Here is a 25,572-nt window from a genome sequence, read left to right as displayed (position 1 = left end):
ACCTTATGATTAGCCAATATTAATTTTCAAACATTTTTGCTTCATAAATCAATATGGCAGAGTTGTAATTTTAGGCTGTAAGTTTCTAGTAAATTACTGCTAAAATATTGCTCATTCTTAAAATCCCCTTTTTGACCTCCGCAGCTGCACAATTCAATTGATTGAATTGTCTGTCAGCCACGTATGGTTATTGATTTTCATAAAATTCCTTTAGGAGCCTACATGACGGTTCAAACCTTCATCCCGAATAGTGCCCAAGCTGCCCCAGATAACACTGTTACCCAGCCACAGCACACCCCAGCTCAAGATGGAGCAGTGAAAAAACTGTACATCGAAACGCAAGGGTGTCAGATGAATGAGTATGACAGTCAACGTATGGGCGACCTTTTAGGTGATTCTCACGGCTATGTGCTGACAAGCGATCCAAAAGAAGCGGATATTCTCCTGATGAATACCTGCTCTATCCGTGAAAAAGCACAAGAAAAAGTATTTTCTGAGTTAGGCCGCTGGCGCAAGCTGAAAGAAAAAAATCCTGACTTGGTGATTGGTGTTGGTGGCTGTGTTGCTTCTCAGGAAGGTGACAACATTCAAAAACGCGCACCGTATGTAGATATGGTGTTTGGTCCACAAACCTTACACCGTTTACCGCAAATGCTTGATCAACATACTGAGCAAGTGGTCAAACCAAAAAAAGAAAAAATTCAGTTGGTGGATATTTCATTCCCTGACATTGAAAAATTCGACTTTTTGCCGGAACCGCGTGTAGAAGGTTTTAAAGCCTTTGTCTCGATTATGGAAGGCTGCTCAAAATACTGTTCTTTCTGTGTGGTTCCTTACACACGTGGAGAAGAAGTATCACGTCCACTGGATGATGTATTGGCTGAAATTGCCACTTTAGCTGAAAAAGGCGTACGTGAAATTTCATTACTCGGCCAAAACGTGAATGGCTACCGTGGTGAAACCTTCGAAGGTAATATTTGCACCTTTGCAGAGTTACTGCGTTTAGTGGCCGAAATTCCGGGCATTGGACGTATTCGTTACACCACATCGCACCCGCTTGAATTTAACGATGACTTGATTCAATGCTACCGTGACTTACCGCAAATGGTTTCTCACTTGCATCTACCGGTTCAAAGTGGTTCGAATGACGTTCTACAAGCCATGAAACGTAACCACACGATTGATGTATATATCGATAAAATTGCTAAATTACGTCAAGTTCGCCCTGATATGCATTTATCTAGCGACTTTATTATTGGCTTTCCGGGTGAGACTGACGAAAACTTCGAAGAAACTTATCAATTTATCCAAGATATGGACTTCGATCATTCATACAGTTTCATCTACTCAAAACGTCCGGGTACTCCTGCCTCAGAACTTGAAGACACAACCCCTGAAGATGTGAAAAAAGAACGTCTTGCAAAAGTTCAACAATGGATTAAACAATCCAGTATCGATAAAACTGATGCAATGCTTGGGACCATTCAACGTGTCTTGATTGAGTCTGTTTCAGACAAAGATCCGAATTTGCTGATTGGTACTGCAGACAATACACGTTTGGTTAGCTTTATCGGTGATCCTGCATGGGTTGGGCGTTTTGCAGAGATTGAAGTGACCGATATTAAAACTTTGAAGTTTGTTTACGGTGAACTCTTGAATCTTGAGCCTGACGTGGCGTAATGTAAGCTTAATCGTCAGACCAATTTAAAGGAATTCTCTTGACTGCAGCGATTCGACGTACTGTAACTTTTGCTGGTATTCCACTTGACCGTTTACAAAGCATGCTCGGTGCCTATAACGGTCATCTCAAACAAATTGAACAACGTTTAGATGTCAAAATTTCTCATCGTGCAGATGCTTTTTTTGTCGATGGGGAAATCGATGCGGTAGAGAGAGCCGAAAGTCTCCTTCACCGTCTTTATGAAGAGTCCGAAACCAATCCACAGATTAGTGCGGACATTTTACACATGATGATTCAAGGCAGTCAGACTGACCGCGAAATTCAGGAAGACTTTTCTGAAAATGAGCACACCGGTTTAGATAATGTTTATCTACAAACCCGTAAAGGTCGGATCAACCCACGTGGTGCCAATCAAAAGCGCTACGTGCAACGTATTTTACAAAGTGATATTTCTTTCGGTATTGGCCCAGCGGGTACAGGTAAAACCTATCTCGCGGTCGCCGCTGCTGTAGATATGCTAGAACGCAACGAAATTCAACGCATTTTATTGGTTCGCCCTGCGGTTGAAGCAGGTGAAAAATTGGGTTTTTTACCCGGTGATTTGAGCCAAAAAATTGACCCTTACTTACGTCCGCTATACGACGCTTTGTATGAAATGCTCGGTTTTGAAAAAGTCGCAAAACTGATTGAACGTCAAGTGATTGAAGTTGCACCACTGGCCTACATGCGTGGTCGTACCTTAAATCATTCTTTTGTGATTTTAGATGAAGCACAGAACACTACCCCTGAACAGATGAAAATGTTCCTCACCCGTTTAGGCTTTGGTTCTCGAGCGGTGATCACGGGCGACATTACACAGGTCGATTTACCTCGTGGTCAACAATCTGGTTTGGCACATGCCTTACGTGTGATTGAAAAAATCAAAGAAATTCATATTACTCGCTTCCACTCTCGTGACGTGGTACGTCATCAATTGGTTCAAAAAATTGTTGAAGCCTATGAGGGATGGGACAGCGAACAACATCGCCTCACAGCTGAACAACGTGCGGAACGTAAAGTACGTCAGGAAGCCTTGGTGGCGGACAATGATGCTAAAGCTGATGGGCAGCATCAAGACGAAAACATTTAAGGATTCATTTTGAAACTTAATCTCTCTTTGCAGCAAAATTTTCAGTCACCTGAATTGGTGGTGAAACGTGCGCATATCAAAAAAGTCGTGGAAACGGCTTTACGTCATATCGATACACAAAGTGATTGTGAGATCGGTATTGCATGTGTGGACAATGATGAAAGCCACAAATTGAACTTGGAATATCGTGGTAAAGACAAACCGACCAATGTGTTGTCTTTTCCGAGCGATCTCCCGGATGAAATGGCGGCAGTTTTAGACTCATTTCCGATTGGCGACTTGGTGATTTGTATTCCTGTGGTTCTTCGTGAAGCACAAGAACAAAGCAAAGCACCCCTGACCCACTTTACGCATATGCTGGTACACGGTACGTTGCACCTCATGGGCTATGACCATGAAACCTCTGATAAAGATGCTGAAGAAATGGAAGCGTTGGAAATCGAGATTTTAGCCAAATTGGGGTTTGATAACCCTTATCTGGAAAGAGATTAAGAACAAAAAAAGCGAGCTACGGCTCGCTTTTTTTATCGTCATAAAAACCAAGGAAGGAAAGATATGCAATATGTCGTGATTTTTAAAGCACGCATTTGTACGCTTGATGAGCTGTATTTTTCGACTGCACAGCAGCTTAGAGACAAAGCCTTGGCACACTTTAACTGTCAACATTTTGAAGCGCTGACAGAGGGTAAGCATGAAATCGCCCTTTCCTACTGGAATACATTAGAAGACATTCGAGCTTGGCAACAAGATGCACAACATCTAGTGGCGCAGCAATTGGGAAAAAACCAATGGTATACGAATTTTAGCGTCGAAATCTGCGAAGTTTTGCGACGCTATCGCGACTGATTAACGCACCTCAAACTCTGCTTCTGCAGGATCGAAGCGCCAAGTACGCACAATACGAAGTTCTGAGATGTCTTTCATTTTGGCATCAAACAAACCAAAAGGTGCCGCCTTACGTACAGAGGTTTTTGCAGCTTCGTCCAATAAGTTTGAACCTGAACTTTCGATCAAACGAATGGCACGAATCCCGCCATTACTGTTCAAAATAACCATTAAGCGTACTTCACCGCGTAGCTGCTGCTGTTTTGCTGCTTCAGGATAATAACGGTTACCGTAAAATTCGACTTTTTCGCGAAATTTTTCCATGTAAGCAGCAGAAACATCTTGCTTGGCTTGAATACCATCAATGGTTTTAATTTTTTGCTGACGGCTAAAGTTTTGCTGGCGTTGTAAATATTGAGCTTCGATACTCGCCACCATCGCAGCCTTGGCCTGAAACTGACTATTCAACTCCTCAACGGCTTTTTTGCGACTGTTTTCTTCAGCTTGTTTTTGCCAACTCAAAGTTGTCATCAACACTTTATCTTCAAAACTGAGCTCTTTTTTTTGTTGCAGTTGCTCTAAAGCTTCACTTTTTTGCTCACCGGCTTTTTGTTCGATCATCGGTGCAGGCATGTCACTCGACATCCGATGTGACTCACGGAATGTCCCCGAGCCCTGCTGATCGGCTTGCGCTAAAAAGTCCGCATGTTCAATTTTTTCCGTCGTAGGACGTAAAGAAACTGCAATTTCTTTGGTGTTATAGTCAGCCTCTTGGGGCAGGGTAAATTGCATGGTTAAAAATGCCAAATGCAACACCGCAGCAAACGCCAACGCAGTTGCAAATATGGGATCTTTCCACCACTCTTTCATCAAGGGCATGAACGTTATTTTTTTCAGCATCTCATTAAACCGACAATTTGCCGCATTCCCCAAACTGCTTAAAACAGTATAAAATAAAACTCGTATTCATTTTTTGATGAAAACGAGAAATCCATCAACACATCGATAATGCACAATTAAAATCATGAAAATGGTGCAATTTATTTTGCTAAACTGCAAGATCAAAACCTTGTGTTTTTATAGAAATCGACAAGATACACATCGTCAAAAAACATAATTTGTCAGGATGCACTTCTTATGCAAACGCTAGTTTCCAATATCGCTAAACGTATACGTCAAGTGTACCAAAAAGCTGAAGGATTTATTGAAGATGAGCGTGAATTCCCAATGTCTCAAGTGTTTTTAAATGCGACATTTCAGCGCTTTGTGACCGATAATGTGAAAATGCTCAAAGACTTGCATGCTGACCTGCATGATGACTGGCTTCGACTGTATGCTACATTGGATTATAACGGGTTGATCATAACACTCTCTGTTGATTTAAAACTGGTACAGATGGAACTCAACAAACTAACGCAATTGATCGTATTTGAACAAATTAGTGATACACAAGTGATTGAAGCGAAGTATCCAAATGTTCTGTATAAGATGGGCGTGCGCATGGCGTTATGGTTCTATCAAAAAGTACTCAACCAAGATCCATTGGGTATGATTTTGGAAAAGCTCAATGTGATCAAAGTTAAAGATGATTTACTGTATTTAGACCTGAATCGCTGGCTCGGTAAAAGTCGATCGATTATCGACACACTGGGCAAAGTCCATGTCAACCATGCTGTTTTACGTGAGGCCGAATTGGTGGTGATTGGTAATGTTAATTTAACCGCATTGTTCACCAAGATGTCGCAAGAACGGATAGAAGACTGGGATGATTCAAATTTAAAAGACGATGAAGTCGCGCCAATTAAGCAAAAGGAAAGCTAGACTTATCCTGTACTTAGGCATCTTGAATCTATAAAAACGCTACACAATATATACATTAGGCACGGATTTGCGACGAGATTCTCCACAATCCAGCCGCATAATAAATATATCAGGTGGTTTAGCCCACCACACTTCTATTGAATAGGAAAACCATACTTATGGCACATTCACTTTTGAAAAATTTAGGTCTTGTTGCTGGGGTATCGACTACACTGCTTTTGACTGGTTTCTCAAGTCAGTCATTTGCCATGAGTCCATTCCAAGCCAACTACCAATTTAACTACAACGGCAAAAACTTGGGTTCTGCAACACGTACCCTAAAACAATCTGGGAATAACTGGACGTATGTTTTCGCAGCAAAAGCTGGTGCGATGGCCTCTGCAACTGAAACCAGTCGTTTTAGTTTAAATGGCAGCCAAATTCACTCGAACAGCTTTAGCCGCAGCAGCAAAATTTTGGTGCACAACAACACCATGAATATTAATTTTAATGCTGGCGCAAAAACCATTAATACCAAAAAAGATGATAAAGCGCGTTCATTTGCGTGGAAATCAGGTGTGTTAGATGAACTCAATGCTGAATTGCAAATTCGTGAAGATTTAAAAAATGGTGGTTTGAAATCGAATTACTACATTGCCGATGCCAAAGAGGTTGAAGCTCGTAAGTTCGTGAAACAAGGCACTGAAAAAGTGAAAACCACTTATGGAACTTTTGACACCGTGAAAGTCGTGATGCGTCATGACAAACCAGGCCGTCAAACGACTTTCTGGTTAGCACCAAAACTAGATTATCTACCTGTCAAAGTTTCCCACCAAGACAATAAAACCTCTTACGGTTTATTGTTAACGGGCTATAAAGGTGCAACAAATTAATTGATTTGATCAATTTCGCTTGCATTTTTCACGGTGCTTTTTAAAATACGCTTTTGCTTTAAAAAGCACCTGCCCCTCGAGGATTCTCCCGTGCACGCTCTGGAACAGAAAATCTTAGCTGAAGGTATCGTTCTCTCTGAAGAAGTTCTGAAAGTCGATTCTTTCCTGAACCACCAAATTGACCCTGTAATGATGCAGCAAATTGGTCAAGAATTTGCCCGTCTATTTAAAGATGCTGGCATTACCAAAATCATCACCATTGAAGCTTCAGGTATTGCACCTGCAGTTATGGCGGGTCTTGAACTTGGTGTTCCTGTGATTTTTGCACGTAAATATCAATCTTTGACCTTAAAAGATGATTTGTATCGCTCAAAAGTGTTTTCTTTCACCAAACAAACTGAAAGCACGATCGCGATTTCTAAAAAGCACATCAATGCTGAAGATAAAGTTTTAGTGATTGATGACTTTTTGGCCAATGGTCAAGCGGCTTTAGGTCTTGCAGATCTTATTCATCAAGCAAGTGCTGAAGTATTGGGTATCGGTATCGTGATTGAAAAATCATTCCAACCTGGTCGTGATATTTTGCTTGAAAAAGGTTATCGCGTTGAATCATTGGCACGTGTGAAATCGCTGGCGAATGGTACAGTTGAATTTGTTCGTGACTAGTTTGCGTTCAAAAGAAAAAAGAACACATCAGGTGTTCTTTTTTTTTCTAAAAATTTGCCATTAAGATGACATAAAGCGCACTTTTTAACGCTTTAGTTACAAGCAGACAAAACATCGGTGTGCAAAACTCGATAAAATTCAGGAAAATCGTCACATTTGATCGAATGGGTCAACTACTCATCTGTCAAATTACATTATGCTGCACCATAAATTCGGCCACTTTATTTTTTAAGGCTATGGAAAGTTATGAATACAGAAGATCAAAACATGGAACCGACAATTAAATGTCCAAAATGTGGATCAACCCATATTGAAAAGCGTAACCATGAACAAAACTTACAAAAAATTGGTGGTGTCTTACTCAGTGGTGCAGGAACTGCTGCAGGGACTGTCGGTGGTGCGGCATCTGGCGCATCTATTGGTGCTGCGATTGGTGGCGTGACTGCTGGCCCACTTGGCGTGATTATGGGCGGAACCATCGGGACTTTTGTTGGTGCAATTAGCGTCGGTATTACAGGCGGTTTTCTCGGACACCGTTTTGGTAAAAAAGCCGGCGTGATCGTCGATCAAAATATTTTTCTCGACTACCAATGTTTAGATTGCAAACAGCGCTTTGAAGTTGAGCAACAGCCTGAAGACGCTGCAAAGACTTCGGATCAAGACTAATTTGGATATAAAAAAAGAGCGCTTCAGCGCTCTTTTTTAATAGGTTATTGTTTTTCTAATATGTATTTCTAGTCTATTGAAATGCTATTCGAAAACCATGGCGAATCAATTATTTTGAAACATCAGTTAAAGATTTTGAGTCCACTTTAACTTGATCTTGTTTCGCTAAAAATTCTTTTTCTTCGACTTTTTCTTTTGCGGGAAATCCATACTGTATAAACTGGCATTGCCGTACACAAGGAAGATGCAGCCAATACGGAACACAGGAAAGTCATTAGAAAATTAACAATAGACATCACACACCCCAAAGAAGAAATTTAAATACAAATCATGTAATCAAAAAATAAAAATAACGCGCCCAAAGAGAGAGCAATATTCGACTCGAAACCATCACTGAGCAGGCTGTATTTAAAAACTTTCAATATATTGTTAATATCATTTATTTTTAATATTTCAGGAATAGTTCGACAGATTTTTTTATATTTTGGTCGGTATACAACGTCATAAATAAAAAGACGTCACACGTAAATAAAGCAAGAAAAGTGCAATATTTAAGCCTTTTCTTGCCCGTTCGCTACAAAGTTAGCGCAACTTCCTAGAGCAAGTAAGTATCAAATCAACTTTTTGACGACTTCGCCTAGGCGTTTACCCAGCTCTTCACACAAGTTACGCTCATCTTGACTCAATGACTGATCATGGCGTGGACCACTGACATGGCTTGCACCATAAGGTGTACCACCCGTTTTGGTATTTGATAATGCCGGATGGGCATTACTTAAACCCATAACCATCATTCCGTGATGAAACAAAGGCGGCAGCATGGTCAGCAAAGTACTTTCCTGTCCCCCATGCATTGAACCTGAACTGGTAAACACACAGGCAGGTTTGCCATGTAATGCGCCATTGAGCCAAAGCGCTGTGGTTTGATCCCAGAAATATTTCATTTCCGACGCCATATTACCAAAACGGGTCGGTGAGCCTAGAGCTAGACCTGAACAATGCGCTAAGTCATCTAAGCTACAGTAAATATCGCCTTCGGCAGGAATACTGGGCTGCACGTCAGTCACCACAGTAGATAAATTTGGAACGGTTCGTATTTTTACTGCCATTCCAGACGCTTCAATTCCATTGGCAATTAAATGTGCCATCTCACGTGTTGAACCATATTTGCTGTAATACAACACCAGTACATAAGCTTGCGTCATTTTTATAAATTCAATGAAAAAAGAAAACTATACGGTATTTTTCCTATTTTTTGGTTAAGCTAAGTGATGAAAATTGCATAAACATGACTAAAATAACTCGAGACTTGAAAGCATGATCGAAGCATTTTTAAAAAAACTTCCCTTTTACGACAAGAAATGGTTTCAGTTTGTTTTATTTGTCATTCGACGTTTTGAAGCCGATCGCTGCCGTGAACAAGCAGGATCATTAACCTATACCACCTTGTTTGCAGTAGTACCCATGTTGACCGTATTCTTGGTCATCATCTCCTCAATTAAAGCTTTAGAACCTGCTCGTCAACAGCTTCAACAATTGATTTATAGTAATTTTCTACCGAAAACGACGATTGCTTTCGATAAAGCACTGAATGCCTTCACCGATAAATCCAGTAACTTGACCGTGATAGGTGTGCTGTTTTTATTCATTACCACAGTCATGATGCTGACCAGTATTGAGACGGTATTTAACCGAATTTGGCGGGTGCGTGAGACACGTGGCGGCATAATTGGCTTCATGCGCTATTGGACTATTATCTCATTAGGCCCGATCTTACTGGGTAGCGCATTTGTTGTGTCATCTACCTTGGCCTCAATGAATGTCCTCAGCAATAATTTTGCCGGCTATGAACTGGATGGGGCTTTTCTGCTGTGGATCTTGTCTTTTTCATTGACCATTTTAGGTTTTTTCATTCTGTATTGGACGATTCCCAACCGTAGTGTGCCGATCAAGGCGGCGCTGATCGCGGGTGTCTTTAGTGCCGTGGTATTTGAATTACTCAAAAACCTTTTTGGTTTTGTCATGTCAAATTTCACCAGTTATCAAATCGTTTACGGTGCTTTTGCTGCGGTGCCAATTTTCCTACTTTGGATATTCCTTTCATGGAATATCGTGCTGATTGGGGTAGAAATTAGTTATGCACTGACCGCCTTTAATTCAGGCAAAGATCAAAAACGTCATCCTGTGATTATGTTGATGGATTTGCTGGAATTATTTTATAAAAAGCAAAAACTTGGTCAGAGCGTGACAGAAAAAGAAGCGCTTGAGGTTTTAGGGCGTGATGAAATTGGTCGCCTGCCGAGCTATATTTTATTATTTGAAAAGCAGCACCTGATTAAACGTACTGACGATGATCATTATGTATTGGTCCGTAATTTGACCCAAGTGGATTTCTGGAGTTTTTACAGTAAACTTCCCTATCCCCTCCCTAAACGCCAAGATTTAGGTCGCGTCGATCCAGATGATGTCTGGATGGAAAAAATTGGACCGCAACTGGTCGAATCGGATGATTATCTTGCGGCCAAACTCTCGATTCCGCTTGCGACTATTTTTGAAGAAAAATAACCTTAAATAAAAAGGAGAGCCGTAGCTCTCCTTTTTTATTTATGCATGTTCTTAGATCGCTGTACGCTGACGTCCCATCAATCTAGCTAACCATCGATGCAAGGTTACCGTCATCACCCCGACCATTACTAAGGCCGTCCCCAAGATAAAATTCAGCTCAATCGTTTCGTTTAAGATCAATACGCCAAAGACTAGACCAAAGATTGGAGTAAGGAATGAAAAAACGCCCAGACCATTGGCCAGATATTTACTTAACAGCCAAAACCACAACATCAGGCTAAAAAATGAAATAATGAGCACATGAAAAATCATGCTGCTGATGGACAGCACCGTCCAATGTACAGTCATTTGTCCTGTCAGCCATGCTACGGGTAATAAAAACACGCAACCACCGACTAACTGATAAAACAGCGTCTGAGTCGGAGGTGCATCAGAGAGTTTGGTGAGTCTTAATGAAATGGTGGTCAAGGCCCACATCACCCCAGCAAATAATGCCATCGCATCCCCCAACAGTGCTTGAGTGTTGACTGTAGTACTACTTTCACGTCCCATAAACGACAGGACAATACCTGAAAAGGCAATAAAAATACCGCCCCATTGGATTGCTGTGAGTTTTTCTTCAGGCAGTTTCCAATGTAAACCTAATGCCACAAAAATCGGTGCTGTATAGAGCAAGACAACAGTATGTGATGCAGAGGTATATCGCAGGGATTCTGCCACTAAAATAAATTCAGCTGAAAATAAAAACGCCAACTAGATACCCGGTAGCAAGTATTCGCGTGTATATAAATGTGTTCCCGGCTTGAGACGAATCAGTGGAAAGACCAACAGCGCAGCCAAACCCGATCGAATGGCAATTTGCATGATCGGCGCAATATCAACCGCGGCCAATTTCAAAATGATCTGTTGAATCCCTAAAATCATGCACAAAATAATCATCAGACCAGAAGCTTTTGCATCTAGCGCCTTACGCTGTTCCACACTCTTTACTCGACAATACGATAAGCAACACTATAGAACTGTCAGAAATAAAATATATACTTCAAAATAGACAAGTGATCTTCTTATTCAGGCAAAATTTCTCATGCGTCATAAAGCTCGTGCAGATCATACACAGTTCCAACAACTACCCACCAACGATGAAATTCAAGCAGCCCTGTGGATCAGTTTTCGTGATGATCCTGCACTGTCTGTTTATCCCGTCCACGGGCATGCTTGGGGTGAATTTGTCTATGCCTTTAATGGCGTGATGGAAATAAACATCAATCAAATAGACTATATTACCCCTCCACCTTATGGTATCTGGCTTCCCCCACATTTAGAACACAGTGGTTTAAATCGTACTGCGGTTTCACATGGAACCTTATATGTACATGAATCTCTATGCACCTACTTGCCGAAACAACCGGGGCTTTTACTCAGCTCACCTTTAGTTACAGCGATATTCAGCCATTTGCGTCTGTTGCATCAACATGCCGATCTCATGGAAAATACGGCCGAGTATCAACGCTTACTCCATGTGATCTTAGATCAACTGCGTCAAGCCAAACTGGTCAGTAGTTATTTACCGCATTCGGATCACCCTGCCCTCAAACAGCTGCTTGATTATTTACATCAACATCCTGCAGATCAGAGCACGCTTGAGCAATTGGCAAAGCGGATAAATATGACGGAACGTACTCTGGCGCGATATTGTCAAAAAGAACTCGGGATGTCACTGCATGAATGGCGACAACGTCTCAAAGTTATGAAAGCCATGTCCATGCTCAACGCAGGCCAAACCGTCGAAAATATTGCCTTAGAACTTGGCTATGCCAATGCCTCGGCGTTTATTAATATGTTTAAAAAATGGATGCTTTGCACCCCAGATCAGTTTAGAAAATCTGCCTTAAAGCCCTAAATTTGTTTAAATTTAGCTATAAGGGTCTCTATAAAGTGATTCAACAATCCGCTAAGATCAAAAAATCCACAAAGAATGATAATGACTCCATTTCGAATGAATAAAAAAACCATTTTAGCGCTGTGTTTATCTGCCGTATTTTTAACGGCTTGTAGTTCCAAAGAACAGCGTGAATTTAAATCTGCACTCAAAACCGCTCAAACGGGCGATGCGACTGCACAAATGAAAGTGGGTGATTTATACCTCAGTGGAACGGGCACAGAACAAAATATCGAACAAAGTGTACATTGGTACAAAGCTGCTGCGGATCAAGGCACTACGGACGCATTCGCATGGTTGATGACCCAAGCTTATCAAGGCAACCCGCATGCAGATCAAGTGATTCGAAAGATGCAGCAAGATGGCAATATTTTCCTTGCACACTGGGTGCTAGACCTTGCAAAAAAGACCCATGATCCTGCTGCTGAATATACCGTTGGTTGGATGTACGACACTGGAAAAGGCTTAATTCAAGATAAGCACCAAGCGCAAATTTGGTATGAAAAAGCAGCCAAACAAAAGAATGTCGAAGCGATCAAAGTCTTGGGAAATCAACATTATTTTTCTGAACATCCTTCGTCAACACCCGACAAAGCAGCTGAATATTTAAGCTATGCCGCAGAACAAGGGCAAGATGCTGACGCGGCGATGAAAATGGCACATTATTATCATTATGACATTCGAGATGGTGAAAAAGCGCGACAATGGTATGCCAAAGCAGGTGCATTGGGAGACACCGGCTCACAGCATATGGCCGACACCTATGAAACATGGAAAGACACTGGTCCTTTACAACCAAATGAGCCACCGCCATCAAGTAGCACTGAATAAATCAATCAAAAAAAGGCTGCATTAAGCAGCCTTTTTTGTATTTCTTTCACAGATTATTTGACAAAGGTTGTCCAGACATAGTCCTGATTTTTGCCTTTTAGGGTCATTTTCAACTGCTCACCTGACTGTAGTGCCGCGACACCTGCAGGCGTACCCGTCATGACCACATCACCCGCCTCAAGACTAAACACTTGGCTAATATCGGCCAACAAAGTACCCACATCAAAAATCAGCAAAGCAGTATCACCGTTCTGACACAATTCATCATTGACATGCAAGGTATAATGCACATCTTTCCAATCTTGAACCACCTCTTGGACATCGACCCAATCCGCAAGGATGCAAGAACCATCATAAGCTTTGGCACGCTCCCAAGGCTGACCTTTTTTCTTTAAATCATCTTGTAGATCACGTAAGGTCAGATCTAGGCCCAAAGTCACAGCTCCAACTGCTTCTAAGGCTTTGAGAGGATCAGTTTCAGCCGATAAAGGACGATCAATACGTAAACTTAATTCGCATTCATAGTGGCAACTGCCCCATGCAGGATTCCATGTGATGCCTTGCTCTAATGCGGTTAATGCACTTGGCGGCTTCATAAAAAGCACAGGACGGTCAGGAATTGCATTGCCTAATTCTTTGGCATGATCTGCATAACTACGACCGACGCAAACAATTTTAGATGGACGTGACTGCATACTACTCCCTGTTTTGTTATGAATAGATTGTCTTAGTGCTGAAAAGTATTGCTAAAAATCGCTTGGTCCGCAGTATCTTTAAATGCACTTTTCGGCACAATAATCACGGTTTTATTTTTCAGCTCAAGCATATAGGTCAATTTGCCTTCAGCAAAATTGGCCACTTCAGCATAATGGAAGATATTCTTACGACCATTGGCATGAATTTCTGCATAGTCTTGAAATAAATCAATACCTTGTTCACTTTTTCCTAATTGGTATTTTACAAACTGGCGTTTAAACATCATCGGTAAAAACCAATAACGCATGATACCTTGAAGAAGTAAAAAGAAAGCACCCAGCCCAACATAGTAGGCACCGACACCATTTACACCTAAGTAAAAACCCCAGATGATAATCCCAAGGCTAATGGCTGGCGTTAAAAAACGCGTAAATTGCTTTTTGCCAAAAGTAGCTAGTGCAAAACCATCCTGTGATTCTTCTAGATTTAAAAAATAGCGCAGCGATAATGCAGGTAGATTTTCAGACATAAGCGTATGAATATTTAAAAATGAATTGCGCTAAATACTACACCACAATTCAAACTTGCTTCATGCTTTTTAATGGTCGGTTGTAACACTTCACTACTTCCCTTCCACCTAGAAATACGTTAAAAACAGCAACAAATAAAAGATTGCATACGCAGGATGTGACATGCAGATAACAAAAATAATCATGGTGCTGGTGTTTCTGAGTGGACTGAGTATATCGACCAGTTGGGCCAAGTTCGTTCAATGGCAACCCCAGATCCCTAGTAGTTTGGACTTATTTAATGGCAATGCCAAAGCCTTGGCAAATCTTGCCGGTGATCACATCGTGATTTTTGCACATCCCTCACAGCAGATTAGTCTGCCCACGATTAAAGGAGGCCAAAAAGTCATTGGTAAATTTCAAAGTGCCGCCGTGGTTGTCCCAACCAACAGCAAAAATGTGGCGAGATTACTCAGTAATTATCCAAACTATGCCGGCTTATTTCCCACGCTAAAATCTGCTGAGGTTTTGCAACAGCAAGGTTCAACCAGCCAAGTTGAATATCGCATCCATATTCCAACACCAATTCCGGTTTTAAACTTTAAAGAAACCGTGGTGATGCAGCACCAAATTGATCACAACAGCATTAATAGTTTGATTCTAGAAGCACCAGTGCCCTTTGGTGCAGGAAAAATTGAATGGTTTGAGATCGATGCACAACACACCTTGATTAGTGTGACCCAATGGGGCGATTTAAATCAGCCCAAAGGTTTTTTGTTTAGCAAAATATTAAATGCCTTACCCGATGCCAAATTAGGGATTCCTGCGGGAACCAATGGTTTTTTACTCGAATCATTACAGCGCCGATTTAAAGCCTTTAGCAGTGAAACTCTCGCTGCAAATCAATTGCCTGAACTCAAATTGAATGCCTCTCAACTCGACAAAGTCACCCAATTAAGTCAAAGCTCGAAAGAACCTGTGTCCTTTATTTTGACAGCGCAGCGCGTTCCCTTTGGGCAAAATTATGAATTGATGCGCTTTAGCACCAGTTTTCAATATTATGCACAAGAGCCTTCGAGCTTACAGCGTTGGATTAATGTGTCTTCGTTCAAGCACTTATTTCCAAGACAAGTCAAACATATGCAAGTACAGAAAATTAATCCACACCTGATGGATGCCGACTATAAAATTTCGGTGGGTTTAGGTGTGATCAATATTCCCTTCGATTTTAAAATGCGTTTTAACTATCCCGATTTATTGCAAAATCAATACACCGCAACAGGTGGGGCCTTAAAGTTTGTCCGAGGTGCTATGCATATTCGCCCCTTACAACAAGGGTCGTTATTACAATTGACCAGTGCGGTGAAGATTGATGACAAAGCACCGTTTTTACTTCGCGCCATGCGCAGTATGCCGTATCACGACATGTTACCGGCTTTAGGGGGCAATACGGTCTTTGCACTCAAAGTTAAACAGAAGTTAAATTAGAACCTTAATTGATAAGCTGAATTTATTGTTTTTAGCTATATTTCAGACACAAAAAAACCGCAACATGTGCGGTTTTTTCAATCTTGATCAAGTTGGTGCGCTCAGAGAGATTCGAACTCCCGACCCCTTAGTTCGTAGCCAAGTGCTCTATCCAGCTGAGCTATGAGCGCGACGTCTTGATGAGGCTCATTATACGTGATTTTTATTTTTTGTTAAGAGCTTTTTCATATAAATTTAACTAAACGCACAGCAAATAAACAATTACTCTTTAAACACGTTCAAAATCATCCTGATTTACTTTTTTAATGGCTTTTGAATCACAAGTTTGAAATTTAAACTTAGCAATACTCACGTATAAATGCTCAAGATAGATAACAAATCTATCGCCATCATTGAATCACTGCTTTAACTCACTCAATTCTTTTTTAAACTTAGATTTAAAAAAATTGCATCACTATGAATATCTGAAAAAAGGGTTATCTATAGAAGATAAGCAAAATTGAAATTTACTGATGGGTAGTTTTATGAAATAGAACGCTTAATAGAATCCAAACAAAAGACAGCTATATCAAAGCGATAAATCACAAGCACAAAAAAACCGCAACATGTGCGGTAATTTGTTCAAGTTGGTGCGCTCAGAGAGATTCGAACTCCCGACCCCTTAGTTCGTAGCCAAGTGCTCTATCCAGCTGAGCTATGAGCGCGTAACTTGTGTCGTCTTAAAAGACTATGTTTTCAGATTTACTTATTGGTGCGCTCAGAGAGATTCGAACTCCCGACCCCTTAGTTCGTAGCCAAGTGCTCTATCCAGCTGAGCTATGAGCGCGACATAAGTAAATCGTGGCGGTGAGAGAGGGATTCGAACCCTCGATACAGTTGCCCGTATGCATCCTTAGCAGGGATGTGGTTTCAGCCACTCACCCATCTCACCGTAACGTGCCGCCATAATACAAAGATCATGATACGACTGCAAGCACAGTCGTTATATTTTTTTCATTTTTTTACTCAATTAGATATTTTTTAAACGATTTTCAAAAAATTAGTGCAAAATTAGTTCAGCACGCGCTGCTGTCCCCTACTTTTCAGCTTTAAACATTATAAAATATCGGCATAAAACACTTTATTGCAATCAATTGCGTGCAGTATCTGCTTGCATGACTTATGCTAATCCTAATCTTCTGATTTGAAGCCAAATACATATGAAAAACTGGGTCGACCCTGAAGCAAAAGCTGAAGCCGAACGTTATGACAATCCAATTCCAAGCCGTACTCTAATTCAAGAGACGATTGAACAACTGAAAACTGCAATGTCGCATGCCGATCTTGTAGAACATTTTGAAATTGCCGATCAAAAAAGTATTGATGCACTGAGTCATCGTCTGATTGCGATGGTTCGAGATGGTCAGTTGATGAAAGATGGATTTAAGTTCCAGCTTGCAGCTGAGCAACCGACTCATGAAGCAACGGTTTATATCAACTCAAAAGGTTTAGGCACAGCCAATATTAGCGGTGAAGATGACCTTTTACTTCCTGAACGTGAGTTGCGTCAGGTGTTTAATGGTGACCGTGTTAAAGTCCGCCAAACGTCGGTAGACCGTAAAGGCAAGGCATGGGGCTTTATTACTGAAGTTCTACAGCATCGTGTCAAAGAAATTATTGGTAAAGTGTCTGAGTATGAAGGTGAATATTTTATTCAGCCGGCAAATCCCAATGCACACCAACCGATTACTTTAGAAAAAGAATTAATCGAGCATGCCAAAGTCAAACTCGGCGACTCTGTGCGTATTGCGATTGACAGCTACCCAACCAAAGAAGAATTTGCGACAGGCCATATTGTTCAGTCGATGGCTGATAAAGTAGACACTGAAATTATTATTCCGCAAACCATTTTAGAGTTTGGTTTACCTTACGAATTCCCTGAAGCGGTACAACAAGAAGCTGACAGCTTTAAAGAACCCTCAGAACAAGACCGTGAAGATCGTGTCGACTTACGTGATTTAGCGCTTGTCACCATTGATGGTGAAGATGCCCGCGACTTCGATGATGCCGTGTATGCGGAAAAACGTCCGGGTGGTGGTTATCGTGTTGTCGTGGCAATTGCCGATGTCAGCCATTATGTACGTCCGGGTAAACCGCTCGATGACGAAGCTCAAGAGCGCGGTACATCGGTGTACTTCCCTCATTTTGTATTGCCGATGTTGCCTGAGGCGCTGTCGAATGGTTTATGTTCTTTGAACCCACACGTAGACCGTTTATGTATGGTCTGTGATTTAAACTTATCTCGCGCGGGTCGTGTCACTAAGTTTGAATTCTATCCGGGTGTGATGCATTCAAAAGCTCGTTTGACCTATACCCAAGTTGCCGAATATTTTGAGGGTAATAGTCAAGCCATTCCTGAAAACCGTGATGTGCGTAAATCGGTCAATACCCTATTCCAATTGTATCAAGTGTTGAAAGGCTTACGTGCTGAACGCCACGCGATGGAATTTGAAACCGTTGAAACTTATATGACTTTTGATGAGCTTGGCGGTATTAATGAAATCTTACCGCGTAGCCGTAATGATGCACATAAGTTAATTGAAGAATGCATGTTGTTGGCAAACGTCGCAGCGGCAGAATATGCATTAAAAAACGAAATTCCGATGCTGTACCGTGTGCATGAACCACCTGAGTTCTCACGTATTCAAAAGGTTCGTGATTTTGTGAAGTTATTGGGTCTTCCATTCCCTGAACAGCCGACTCAAGCTGACTATCAAGCCGTGATTGATGCCACTAAAGACCGTATTGATGCTCCAAGCATTCATGCCGTTTTACTCCGCTCAATGATGCAAGCTTATTATGGCGCGAACAATGCAGGTCACTTTGGCTTGGCTTATGAAGCGTATACGCATTTCACATCTCCAATCCGTCGTTATCCAGACTTGTTACTTCACCGTGCCATCAAAGCACAATTGAAGAAAAAGCCTTACCCAATTTCTGGTGCTTCGCTGGATGATGCAGGTGAACACTTCTCTGCGACCGAGCGCCGTGCTGATGAAGCTTCACGTTCTGTCACTACATGGTTGAAGTGCCATTACATGCAGCAGCATTTGGGTGAAGAGTTTGTCGGTACCATCAGTGCGACTGCTGAATTTGGCCTGTTTGTAACGCTCAAAGACTTATATGTTGATGGCATGATCCACGTCAGCCAATTGGGTGATGACTTCTTTGTCTATAACCAACCAAGTCAGAGCTTAATTGGTCAATCTCGAGGTCAAGTTTTCAGTCTCGGCGATGAAGTGAAAATTAAAGTTGCTGGTGTAAATCTAGAAGAGCGCAAAATCGACTTTGAATTGATTCAACAATTGAGCCATGCAGGTCGCGCTATTCGCGCACGTGCCCCTCGTGTTGCAAAACCTACAGCCAAAGAAGAAGTCTTTTCAGAACGTAAAACCAACGCTGCTGAAGATGGAGAACAGCCCATACGACGCAAAAAGTCGAAATCTAAGCCCAGTTCATTCGGTAAAAAGCCTGCTAAAAAATCTGCAAGCAAATCTGAAGCGAAGGCTAAAGATAAAGTGAAGAAAAAGTTAAAAGTAAAAAAGAAAAAATCCAATGCAAAATCATCTGCGGATTAAGGTTTAAATCAAGAGCGCTTCGGCGCTCTTTTTGATTCTTCAGGTCAGTAAAGGCTGAGTGACCTCTGCAGAAGATGAATAATTCCTGATTTAGTCTTGATTTAACCCGTAACAAACCCTACATCTATAAATAACTCAGGATTTATATGAAGTAGAAAATATGACTTTAGAAAAGGCAACTTTGCCCGTTCCTCAATTTGATCAAATTACCTTAGATCAACTCAAAGAAAAAATTCAAAATGCGATTCAACACGGTCAACAATTTCTAAATGAACTGACGGTTGTTCCAGATTCGGTACAAAAACAACTGAATACGTTAGAACAGGTCGATGATCTTGAAAACAATATGAGTGAAGCATGGGGCGTGCTCTCGCATCTAAATGCTGTGATGAATAATGCTGAAACTCGTGAACTCTACCAATCTTTATTACCCGGCCTGAGTGAATACTATACGCAGCTAGGTCAACACACAGCGTTGTATCAAACGTATCAGCACGTACATGACAACAGTGTATTTGACACGCTGCCTGCGGCACAGCAAAGCGCAATTAAACTTGCGTTACGAGACTTTAAACTTTCAGGCGTAGCCTTAGAAGGTGAAGCGAAAAAACGCTATGCAGAAATATCTGCACGCCTTTCACAATTATCATCAGACTTTTCCAACCACGTATTGGATGCCACCCAAGCCTACTTCAAACCTTTAACAGAAGCGCAGCTCAAAGGACTACCTCAAGGCAGCATTGAACTTCTGAAACAATACGGTCAGCAACGCGAACTCGAACAGGCTGTAGCAACACTCGACTTCCCGTCTTATATTGCCATTATGACCTATGCCGAAGACCGTGAAGTCCGTGAAGCACTCTATAAAGCCTATACCACACGTGCTTCTGATCAGGCAGACGCTGCTGAATTTGACAATACAGCAGTCATGGAAGAAATCTTGAAGCTGCGTCAGGAAATGGCTAGCCTGCTTGGTTTTAGCAACTACGCCGAATTGTCTTTAGCGAGCAAAATGGCACCCGATGTGGCAACTGTTGATCAGTTCCTAATTGAACTGGCAGAACATGCGCGTGCGCCAGCAGAGAAAGAAATCGCTGAACTGAAAGCCATTGCAGCGCAAGACGGTATCACTGAGTTACAACCGTGGGATGCCACTTTCTACTCAGAAAAACTCAAAGTTCAACAGTTTAATTTGTCACAAGAAGACCTGAAGCCCTACTTCCCTGCACCTAAAATTATTCAAGGCTTGTTCAGCATTGTAAATCGTCTCTATGGCATCAATGTGATCGAGCGTGAAGCGCCTGTTTGGCATCCTGATGCACGTTACTTTGAACTTGAAGATCAAGGCAACGTGATTGGCGGTTTTTACTTTGACCTATATGCACGAAGCGGTAAACGTGGCGGCGCATGGATGAGTGGCTTCCGTTCACGGATGCAAACTGAAAATGGTCTGCAAAAACCAATTTGCTACATGGTCTGCAACTTCACCCCACCTGTCGGTGAGCAAGCTGCTTTACTTACCCATGGTGAAGTAACGACGCTGTTCCACGAATTTGGTCATGGCTTACATCACATGCTCACTGAAGTCGACAACATTGCTGTTGCAGGTACACATGGAGTGGCGTGGGATGCAGTCGAACTACCAAGTCAATTCATGGAATTTTGGACTTGGGATCAAGAAAGTTTAGATTTACTCAGTGAACATATCGAATCAAAACAAACTTTACCAGCCGATCTGCTAAAAGCACTGCAAGATGCACGTTTCTTCCAGTCTGGGATGCAAACTTTACGTCAAATTGAATTTGCCATGTTTGACTTAAATATCCATAAGGCCAACCCTGCTTTGGACGCTGCAGGCATCCAACACACCCTAGATGATATTCGTCAAAACTATGCAGTTGCACCCACTACTTCGTACAACCGTTTCCAACATGGTTTCAGTCATATCTTTGCAGGTGGTTACGCTGCTGGTTATTATTCATACAAATGGGCAGAGGTTTTGGCAAGTGATGCCTTCGACCGATTCGAAAATGAAGGAATTTTTAATACTTCGACTGGCAAGTCGTTTAGACAATTTATTCTAGCAGTTGGCGGAAAAGATACGGCACTTGACGCATTTATCAATTTCCGCGGACGCGAGCCAAAAATAGATGCTTTGCTGCGTCATCAAGGTTGGACGAACGCATCTAAAAACGCTTAAACTAGGGACCTTAGTTAGATTCAAGGTAAGTATGATGACCATTAAACGACGCTTCATTGCAGGTGCAAAATGTCCAAAATGCCAAGCGATGGACCGGGTTGTCATGCTGACCTCTGGCGAAGACGAATGGATCGAATGCATTGATTGTGGTTACAGTGAAAATCGACCGACTCATGTCGATCAACCTGAACAACCTGCCGTGCCAGACGATATCGGTGTGATCCAATTTAAGCCACGTCAGCCTAAATAAAAATTAAGGTCACATAATGCTAGTAGATCAAAGAAATAATCCAAAACTGTTAGTTGGAATCATTGGGGGCTTAACGTTATTGATTGCTATCTTTTTTGCATATCAATGGTTAAGCAGCAGTACAGCTGATAAATCTGTACTTCAAGAAGAAATGGTCGCTGCACCGGCTAAACCGCCTGTTGCAGTCCCTGTCCAATCTGAAACTGAAGCATCAGTCCCTACCGCAGAGACTGACACCATTAAATTGGTCGAAGAAGACATTTTAGATGCAGCTGTGCCTGAAAATGCCTCTTTAGCCAAAGAAGAAATTGCCAAATTAGATGACATTCAACAGCAATTGAATGATCAGGAACAAAGCTTAAAACAGCAGCATTCAGATGCAGATGAGCTGATTAAACTGAAAGAAGAACAAATTAAATTACTCGAAGCCCAGTTAGCACAACAAGCAAAATAACCGACTTCTGCTACACCCTGCGTACTTATAGGCTAGAATATCATCAGATTTTTTAGCCTTTTTGTTATGTCCACTACTACACCACAGAATATCCCCAAAGCAATTGGCTTTCTCATGCTGTCAGCGCTGCTTTTTTCCATCATGGGGGTTTGTATACGCTACGCATCTCACACGGTAGATAATGCCACCATCGTATTTTTTCGAAATGCGGTTGGCTTATTGATCTTTCTCCCTTTGATCCTGCAAAAAGGGAGCACATTTTTTAGAACTGAAAAACTGTGGATGCATACATGGCGTTCAATCGTAGGCTTGGTGGCAATGTATGGCTTTTTTTATGCCATTGCACACTTAAAACTCTCCAATGCCATGGTCTTCACCTATTCCTCACCGATCTTTATCCCCTTAATTGCATGGTTATTTTTAAAAGAAAAAATGACCCTGAGTATGCTCATTGCCGCAGTCATTGGTTTAATCGGCGTGCTCTTCGTCGCAAAGCCCGATGCAGGAATGTTCAATCAGTTATCACTCATCGGACTGAGCGCAAGCTTCTTGGCAGCCATGGCATTTGTCACTGTCCGTGCGCTTACAGCAACAGAACCGCCTGAACGCATTGTGTTTTATTTCTGCTTTTTTGGCACACTTATTTCCATGATCCCAATGTTTTGGCTCTGGCGTCCCTATAGTTTAAAAGAGTTAGCTTTTCTGATTACAGCGGGACTTTTGGCCAATATCAGTCAAATTTTTATGTCCAATGCCTATAAGCTCGCACCCGCAGGTCAAATTGGCCCCGTGAACTATATCACGATTATTTTTGCAGGTATTTGGGGCTTTGTTCTTTGGCAGGAACTGCCAGACATTTACAGCCTATTCGGCTTTGCTTTTATATTTTTAGCGATTTTGCTCTGTAGTCCAATCCTACAAAATAAGTTTAAAAAGTCATAAAGATTCAAACCATTTACCATCAAATGCACAGCCCCTTATTCAATAAAAAAGCACCCGAAGGTGCTTTTTTAATGCTTCAAAATTAATTTATTGATACCAACCAAACAGCTTAAAGAAATACGGCAGATACGCAATAATCAACATTGCAGGGAACAGCACAATCAGCGGAAAAATCCAACGTTCATAACGGTAATAAAACGACAAGTGACGAACTTCAGCATCCGCTTCATTGACTTCAGCATCCCCTATCGACTGTCGGGCCAAGAGGTGGTTCAATGCAACTGGAGGCGTAACATAACCTAGCTCAAAACCAATGAGTGTAATCATCCAAAAATGCACAGGATGAATACCGTATTGATAGGCTACAGGAGCAATAGTTGCAGAAATTAAAATGACTGCGCCAAACGGATCCATAATCATACCCACAAAGACCATCAATCCGACAATCAATGTGATAACCAAAAAAGTACTGCTGATATCAGTTGGGAATAAACTCATGACTTCAGTACGCTCTAGCAATCCACCAACGCTTACCGAAAGCGCCATCAAAATAACCAAAGCACCGATATGTCCAACGGTTTCACTGGTCGAAATATGCATCGACTTCCAAAAACCAACTTGACGTAGAATCTGCATAGAGCTGGATTGAGCCACTGTATGATTCGCAGCCTGCCCATCATCTGTGCTATTGCCATGTAATCCTTCACGGTATTCTGCATGTGCAACCTGTGCGCCGGCTAAAGCAGGTTCAGCATTCGCACTATAATTTGCTGTTAGTGTTTCATCCCAATGCCCAACTGCTGACAATGGTGCTGGCTGATGACGTAATTTATCCACTAAAACGATCATCAGCAGAATAACAGGCATCATGACTGGTGCAGTAAATTCATTTAAATCTGTATTCAATAAATATTTATAGAACATCCAGATCAGCACGAAAATCACAATATAAGGAATAACGGCTAAGAAGGCACGTCCTGACTGCGGCGCTGCCACATTGGCTTGAGCAATACGGAACTTATGTTCTGCAAAAAATAACGACACAATTAAAAACATCGTAGATGTCAGCAAGAACGTATAAATACCATATTGATAAAGCAGATCCGTGGTCACTTCTTTATTTAGCGATGCAACAACCACAATCAATAAGCATGGACGTAAAACCACCCCAAGCGAACCGGACATTGCTGTTGCAGCCAAGGCAAATTGACGGCGTCCGCCAGCGTTCCACACTTCCTTATAAATAATCGCGCCTGCCGCAATGACAAAGATCCCCGATGCGCCAGTATAGGCTGTAGGCAATGCTGCTGCGATTAAAATCAGCCATGTTAAAGTCTCAGGAGCTAAGTTCCATGGGCGTAAAATATTCAAGAATAAATCTACGACACGGGTTTGCTTCAACAACATACCCGCCCAAATGAATAACGCTAGATTCAGGAAAATACTTGAAAACTCGACCAATTGCCCTAAATAGATGCCTTGCCCCATCGGGTAGTCCATAAAGAAGATAAAGGCGATACCTGTAATCAACGCCATATACGCATATAAAGGCACGCTTAGGAACGCGAAACTAAGACTACCGCCCTCTTTGGCATCTTTTGGCGGACTAAACAATTGCAAAACACTGATCAATGTCAGGATTGAGAACAGCGTCATCCACATCCAATAAATCAGTTCAGTTTCGGTGGTCATTGGAACTCCCGAATTTTTCACTGAATTGAATTGGCTGATACTTGAGTAGGTTAACAGTCCATTACCGAAGCTCATCATCAGGCTATAAACACGATAATCCTTCTTGGTTGCAGGACCGCGTAGACCAATATGATGAATTTTCAATGTCGCACTAATCGCAGCTATAACCACCATAAAAATCAACAAAATGGCGCGATTTTCAGTACCAAATTTAAAGATACCGAAGAAGCTTGTTTCAAAATTACGATAGGCGCGAATACTCGGATGCTTCTCCATATGTTGCATGGCTTTATCATAAAATTGATACTTTTCTTCACACTGCTGCACACTCGCTAAAATAGACGAACGAACGTCATTCTCAGATGCCGTACCAAAAAAATCAGCAAACTCATCTGCTGCATTGGCTTGCATTTGAGTTTTCACCAACGCATCGACATTCGGGTTACGGTCACATTCAGGCTTGGCAGGCTCAGCCCTTAAAAAAGAGTACTGCATACCTGTTGCAGGGTCACCATACAGTCGCTCTCCCATACGGAGCAACTGCCCATGGATCATCTCCCCTGTACCGATAATTAGTGTAAGCAGAAGCAAGATCAATACGACTAGAGTCGAAATCCATTCTGTCCAGACATAACGTAACAGACCAACGATGCTGGATATGTTTTGTGCATCATTTTGCATGAGTCTTCCTATTTTTATTTTGGAGCCTAGCTGGACTAAGCATCCTCT

At 41.8% G+C, this 25,572-nt stretch carries 22 protein-coding genes, 4 tRNA genes and 1 pseudogene; 17 read left to right on the top strand and 10 right to left on the bottom strand.

Features of this window, described 5'->3' with window-relative positions:
* Positions 1-222 precede the first annotated feature (222 nt).
* The 4 genes from miaB to FTV37_RS01430 all read left to right on the top strand — a co-directional run bounded on the left by miaB (position 223) and on the right by FTV37_RS01430 (position 3,656).
* Positions 223-1,680, top strand: coding sequence for a tRNA (N6-isopentenyl adenosine(37)-C2)-methylthiotransferase MiaB (gene miaB, locus FTV37_RS01445; protein WP_180010545.1), 1,458 nt, complete (start codon positions 223-225; stop codon positions 1,678-1,680).
* Between the two features lie 38 nt (positions 1,681-1,718).
* Positions 1,719-2,810 carry a PhoH family protein gene (locus tag FTV37_RS01440; protein ID WP_180010544.1) on the top strand — a complete coding sequence of 364 codons (1,092 nt, stop codon included), beginning with the start codon at positions 1,719-1,721 and terminating at the stop codon, positions 2,808-2,810.
* A 9-nt stretch (positions 2,811-2,819) separates the two neighbouring features.
* Complete coding sequence (ybeY, locus tag FTV37_RS01435) at positions 2,820-3,302, top strand: rRNA maturation RNase YbeY (RefSeq protein ID WP_180010543.1); 483 nt, start codon at positions 2,820-2,822, stop codon at positions 3,300-3,302.
* A gap of 63 nt (positions 3,303-3,365) precedes the next feature.
* A complete protein-coding gene (locus FTV37_RS01430; RefSeq protein ID WP_180010542.1) occupies positions 3,366-3,656 on the top strand; it encodes an antibiotic biosynthesis monooxygenase in 291 nt (96 codons plus the stop codon).
* Here FTV37_RS01430 and FTV37_RS01425 read toward each other — a convergent pair whose 3' ends face one another.
* Positions 3,657-4,514, bottom strand: coding sequence for an energy transducer TonB (locus tag FTV37_RS01425; protein WP_218947544.1), 858 nt, complete (start codon positions 4,512-4,514; stop codon positions 3,657-3,659).
* Between the two features lie 258 nt (positions 4,515-4,772).
* On the opposite strand from FTV37_RS01425, the gene FTV37_RS01420 reads away from it, so the two are divergent.
* From FTV37_RS01420 to FTV37_RS01405, 4 genes are all read left to right on the top strand, one after another.
* Positions 4,773-5,456, top strand: coding sequence for a hypothetical protein (locus FTV37_RS01420; RefSeq protein ID WP_180062873.1), 684 nt, complete (start codon positions 4,773-4,775; stop codon positions 5,454-5,456).
* Between the two features lie 158 nt (positions 5,457-5,614).
* A complete protein-coding gene (locus tag FTV37_RS01415; RefSeq protein WP_180008408.1) occupies positions 5,615-6,328 on the top strand; it encodes a DUF3108 domain-containing protein in 714 nt (237 codons plus the stop codon).
* Positions 6,329-6,418: 90 nt separating this feature from the next.
* Entirely contained in the window at positions 6,419-6,994 is a 576-nt protein-coding gene (locus FTV37_RS01410) for a xanthine phosphoribosyltransferase (protein WP_078189246.1), read from the top strand.
* 267 nt (positions 6,995-7,261) lie between these two features.
* Entirely contained in the window at positions 7,262-7,660 is a 399-nt protein-coding gene (locus tag FTV37_RS01405; protein WP_180062891.1) for a hypothetical protein, read from the top strand.
* Between the two features lie 611 nt (positions 7,661-8,271).
* Here the strand turns inward: FTV37_RS01405 and wrbA are convergent.
* Positions 8,272-8,865, bottom strand: coding sequence for an NAD(P)H:quinone oxidoreductase (gene wrbA, locus FTV37_RS01400; RefSeq protein WP_180010538.1), 594 nt, complete (start codon positions 8,863-8,865; stop codon positions 8,272-8,274).
* Between the two features lie 112 nt (positions 8,866-8,977).
* Between wrbA and FTV37_RS01395 the strand changes: the two genes are divergently transcribed.
* Entirely contained in the window at positions 8,978-10,225 is a 1,248-nt protein-coding gene (locus FTV37_RS01395; protein ID WP_168379130.1) for a YihY family inner membrane protein, read from the top strand.
* Between the two features lie 51 nt (positions 10,226-10,276).
* On the opposite strand, the pseudogene FTV37_RS01390 reads toward FTV37_RS01395, so the two are convergent.
* Positions 10,277-11,206: pseudogene (locus tag FTV37_RS01390) on the bottom strand (DMT family transporter).
* 103 nt (positions 11,207-11,309) lie between these two features.
* Here FTV37_RS01390 and FTV37_RS01385 point away from each other — a divergent pair.
* Positions 11,310-12,125 carry a helix-turn-helix domain-containing protein gene (locus tag FTV37_RS01385; RefSeq protein ID WP_180021632.1) on the top strand — a complete coding sequence of 272 codons (816 nt, stop codon included), beginning with the start codon at positions 11,310-11,312 and terminating at the stop codon, positions 12,123-12,125.
* An 81-nt stretch (positions 12,126-12,206) separates the two neighbouring features.
* On the top strand, positions 12,207-12,995 hold the full coding sequence (locus tag FTV37_RS01380) for a tetratricopeptide repeat protein (protein WP_180062872.1): 789 nt from the start codon (positions 12,207-12,209) through the stop codon (positions 12,993-12,995).
* Positions 12,996-13,048: 53 nt separating this feature from the next.
* On the opposite strand, the gene FTV37_RS01375 is transcribed toward FTV37_RS01380, so the two are convergent.
* Both FTV37_RS01375 and FTV37_RS01370 read right to left on the bottom strand, forming a co-directional pair.
* Entirely contained in the window at positions 13,049-13,690 is a 642-nt protein-coding gene (locus FTV37_RS01375) for a fumarylacetoacetate hydrolase family protein (protein ID WP_180062871.1), read from the bottom strand.
* 32 nt (positions 13,691-13,722) lie between these two features.
* Positions 13,723-14,220: a YcxB family protein gene (locus FTV37_RS01370; protein WP_180008423.1), complete on the bottom strand. Its 498-nt coding sequence runs from the start codon at positions 14,218-14,220 to the stop codon at positions 13,723-13,725.
* Positions 14,221-14,383: 163 nt separating this feature from the next.
* Between FTV37_RS01370 and FTV37_RS01365 the strand changes: the two genes are divergently transcribed.
* Entirely contained in the window at positions 14,384-15,688 is a 1,305-nt protein-coding gene (locus tag FTV37_RS01365) for an SRPBCC family protein (protein WP_180062870.1), read from the top strand.
* 93 nt (positions 15,689-15,781) lie between these two features.
* Here the strand turns inward: FTV37_RS01365 and FTV37_RS01360 are convergent.
* The 4 genes from FTV37_RS01360 to FTV37_RS01345 all read right to left on the bottom strand — a co-directional run bounded on the left by FTV37_RS01360 (position 15,782) and on the right by FTV37_RS01345 (position 16,619).
* Positions 15,782-15,858: transfer RNA gene (locus tag FTV37_RS01360), tRNA-Arg, on the bottom strand.
* Positions 15,859-16,315: 457 nt separating this feature from the next.
* A tRNA-Arg gene (locus FTV37_RS01355) sits at positions 16,316-16,392 on the bottom strand.
* A gap of 45 nt (positions 16,393-16,437) precedes the next feature.
* Positions 16,438-16,514 (bottom strand) — tRNA-Arg (locus tag FTV37_RS01350).
* 15 nt (positions 16,515-16,529) lie between these two features.
* Positions 16,530-16,619 (bottom strand) — tRNA-Ser (locus FTV37_RS01345).
* 268 nt (positions 16,620-16,887) lie between these two features.
* On the opposite strand from FTV37_RS01345, the gene rnr reads away from it, so the two are divergent.
* The 5 genes from rnr to FTV37_RS01320 all read left to right on the top strand — a co-directional run bounded on the left by rnr (position 16,888) and on the right by FTV37_RS01320 (position 23,151).
* The gene (gene rnr, locus FTV37_RS01340; RefSeq protein ID WP_180062869.1) at positions 16,888-19,305 is read left to right on the top strand and encodes a ribonuclease R; all 2,418 of its coding nucleotides are present in this window, start codon (positions 16,888-16,890) and stop codon (positions 19,303-19,305) included.
* 160 nt (positions 19,306-19,465) lie between these two features.
* Positions 19,466-21,505 (top strand): M3 family metallopeptidase, encoded by a 2,040-nt coding sequence (locus tag FTV37_RS01335; protein ID WP_180062868.1) that lies wholly within the window; start codon positions 19,466-19,468, stop codon positions 21,503-21,505.
* A gap of 40 nt (positions 21,506-21,545) precedes the next feature.
* On the top strand, positions 21,546-21,755 hold the full coding sequence (locus FTV37_RS01330; protein ID WP_171256675.1) for a YheV family putative zinc ribbon protein: 210 nt from the start codon (positions 21,546-21,548) through the stop codon (positions 21,753-21,755).
* 16 nt (positions 21,756-21,771) lie between these two features.
* Complete coding sequence (locus FTV37_RS01325) at positions 21,772-22,209, top strand: hypothetical protein (protein ID WP_111885422.1); 438 nt, start codon at positions 21,772-21,774, stop codon at positions 22,207-22,209.
* A gap of 66 nt (positions 22,210-22,275) precedes the next feature.
* Complete coding sequence (locus FTV37_RS01320; RefSeq protein WP_180008432.1) at positions 22,276-23,151, top strand: DMT family transporter; 876 nt, start codon at positions 22,276-22,278, stop codon at positions 23,149-23,151.
* 87 nt (positions 23,152-23,238) lie between these two features.
* Here FTV37_RS01320 and FTV37_RS01315 read toward each other — a convergent pair whose 3' ends face one another.
* Positions 23,239-25,524, bottom strand: a complete 2,286-nt coding sequence (locus tag FTV37_RS01315; RefSeq protein WP_180062867.1) for a TRAP transporter large permease subunit — start codon at positions 25,522-25,524, stop codon at positions 23,239-23,241.
* Positions 25,525-25,572 lie beyond the last annotated feature (48 nt).

The organism is Acinetobacter sp. YH16042 (genome assembly GCF_013417245.1).
In the GTDB taxonomy this organism is placed as follows: Bacteria; Pseudomonadota; Gammaproteobacteria; order Pseudomonadales; family Moraxellaceae; genus Acinetobacter; species Acinetobacter amyesii.
The sequence above is the reverse complement of the archived record's forward strand: the minus strand, read 5'-3'. Positions and strand labels throughout refer to the sequence as shown.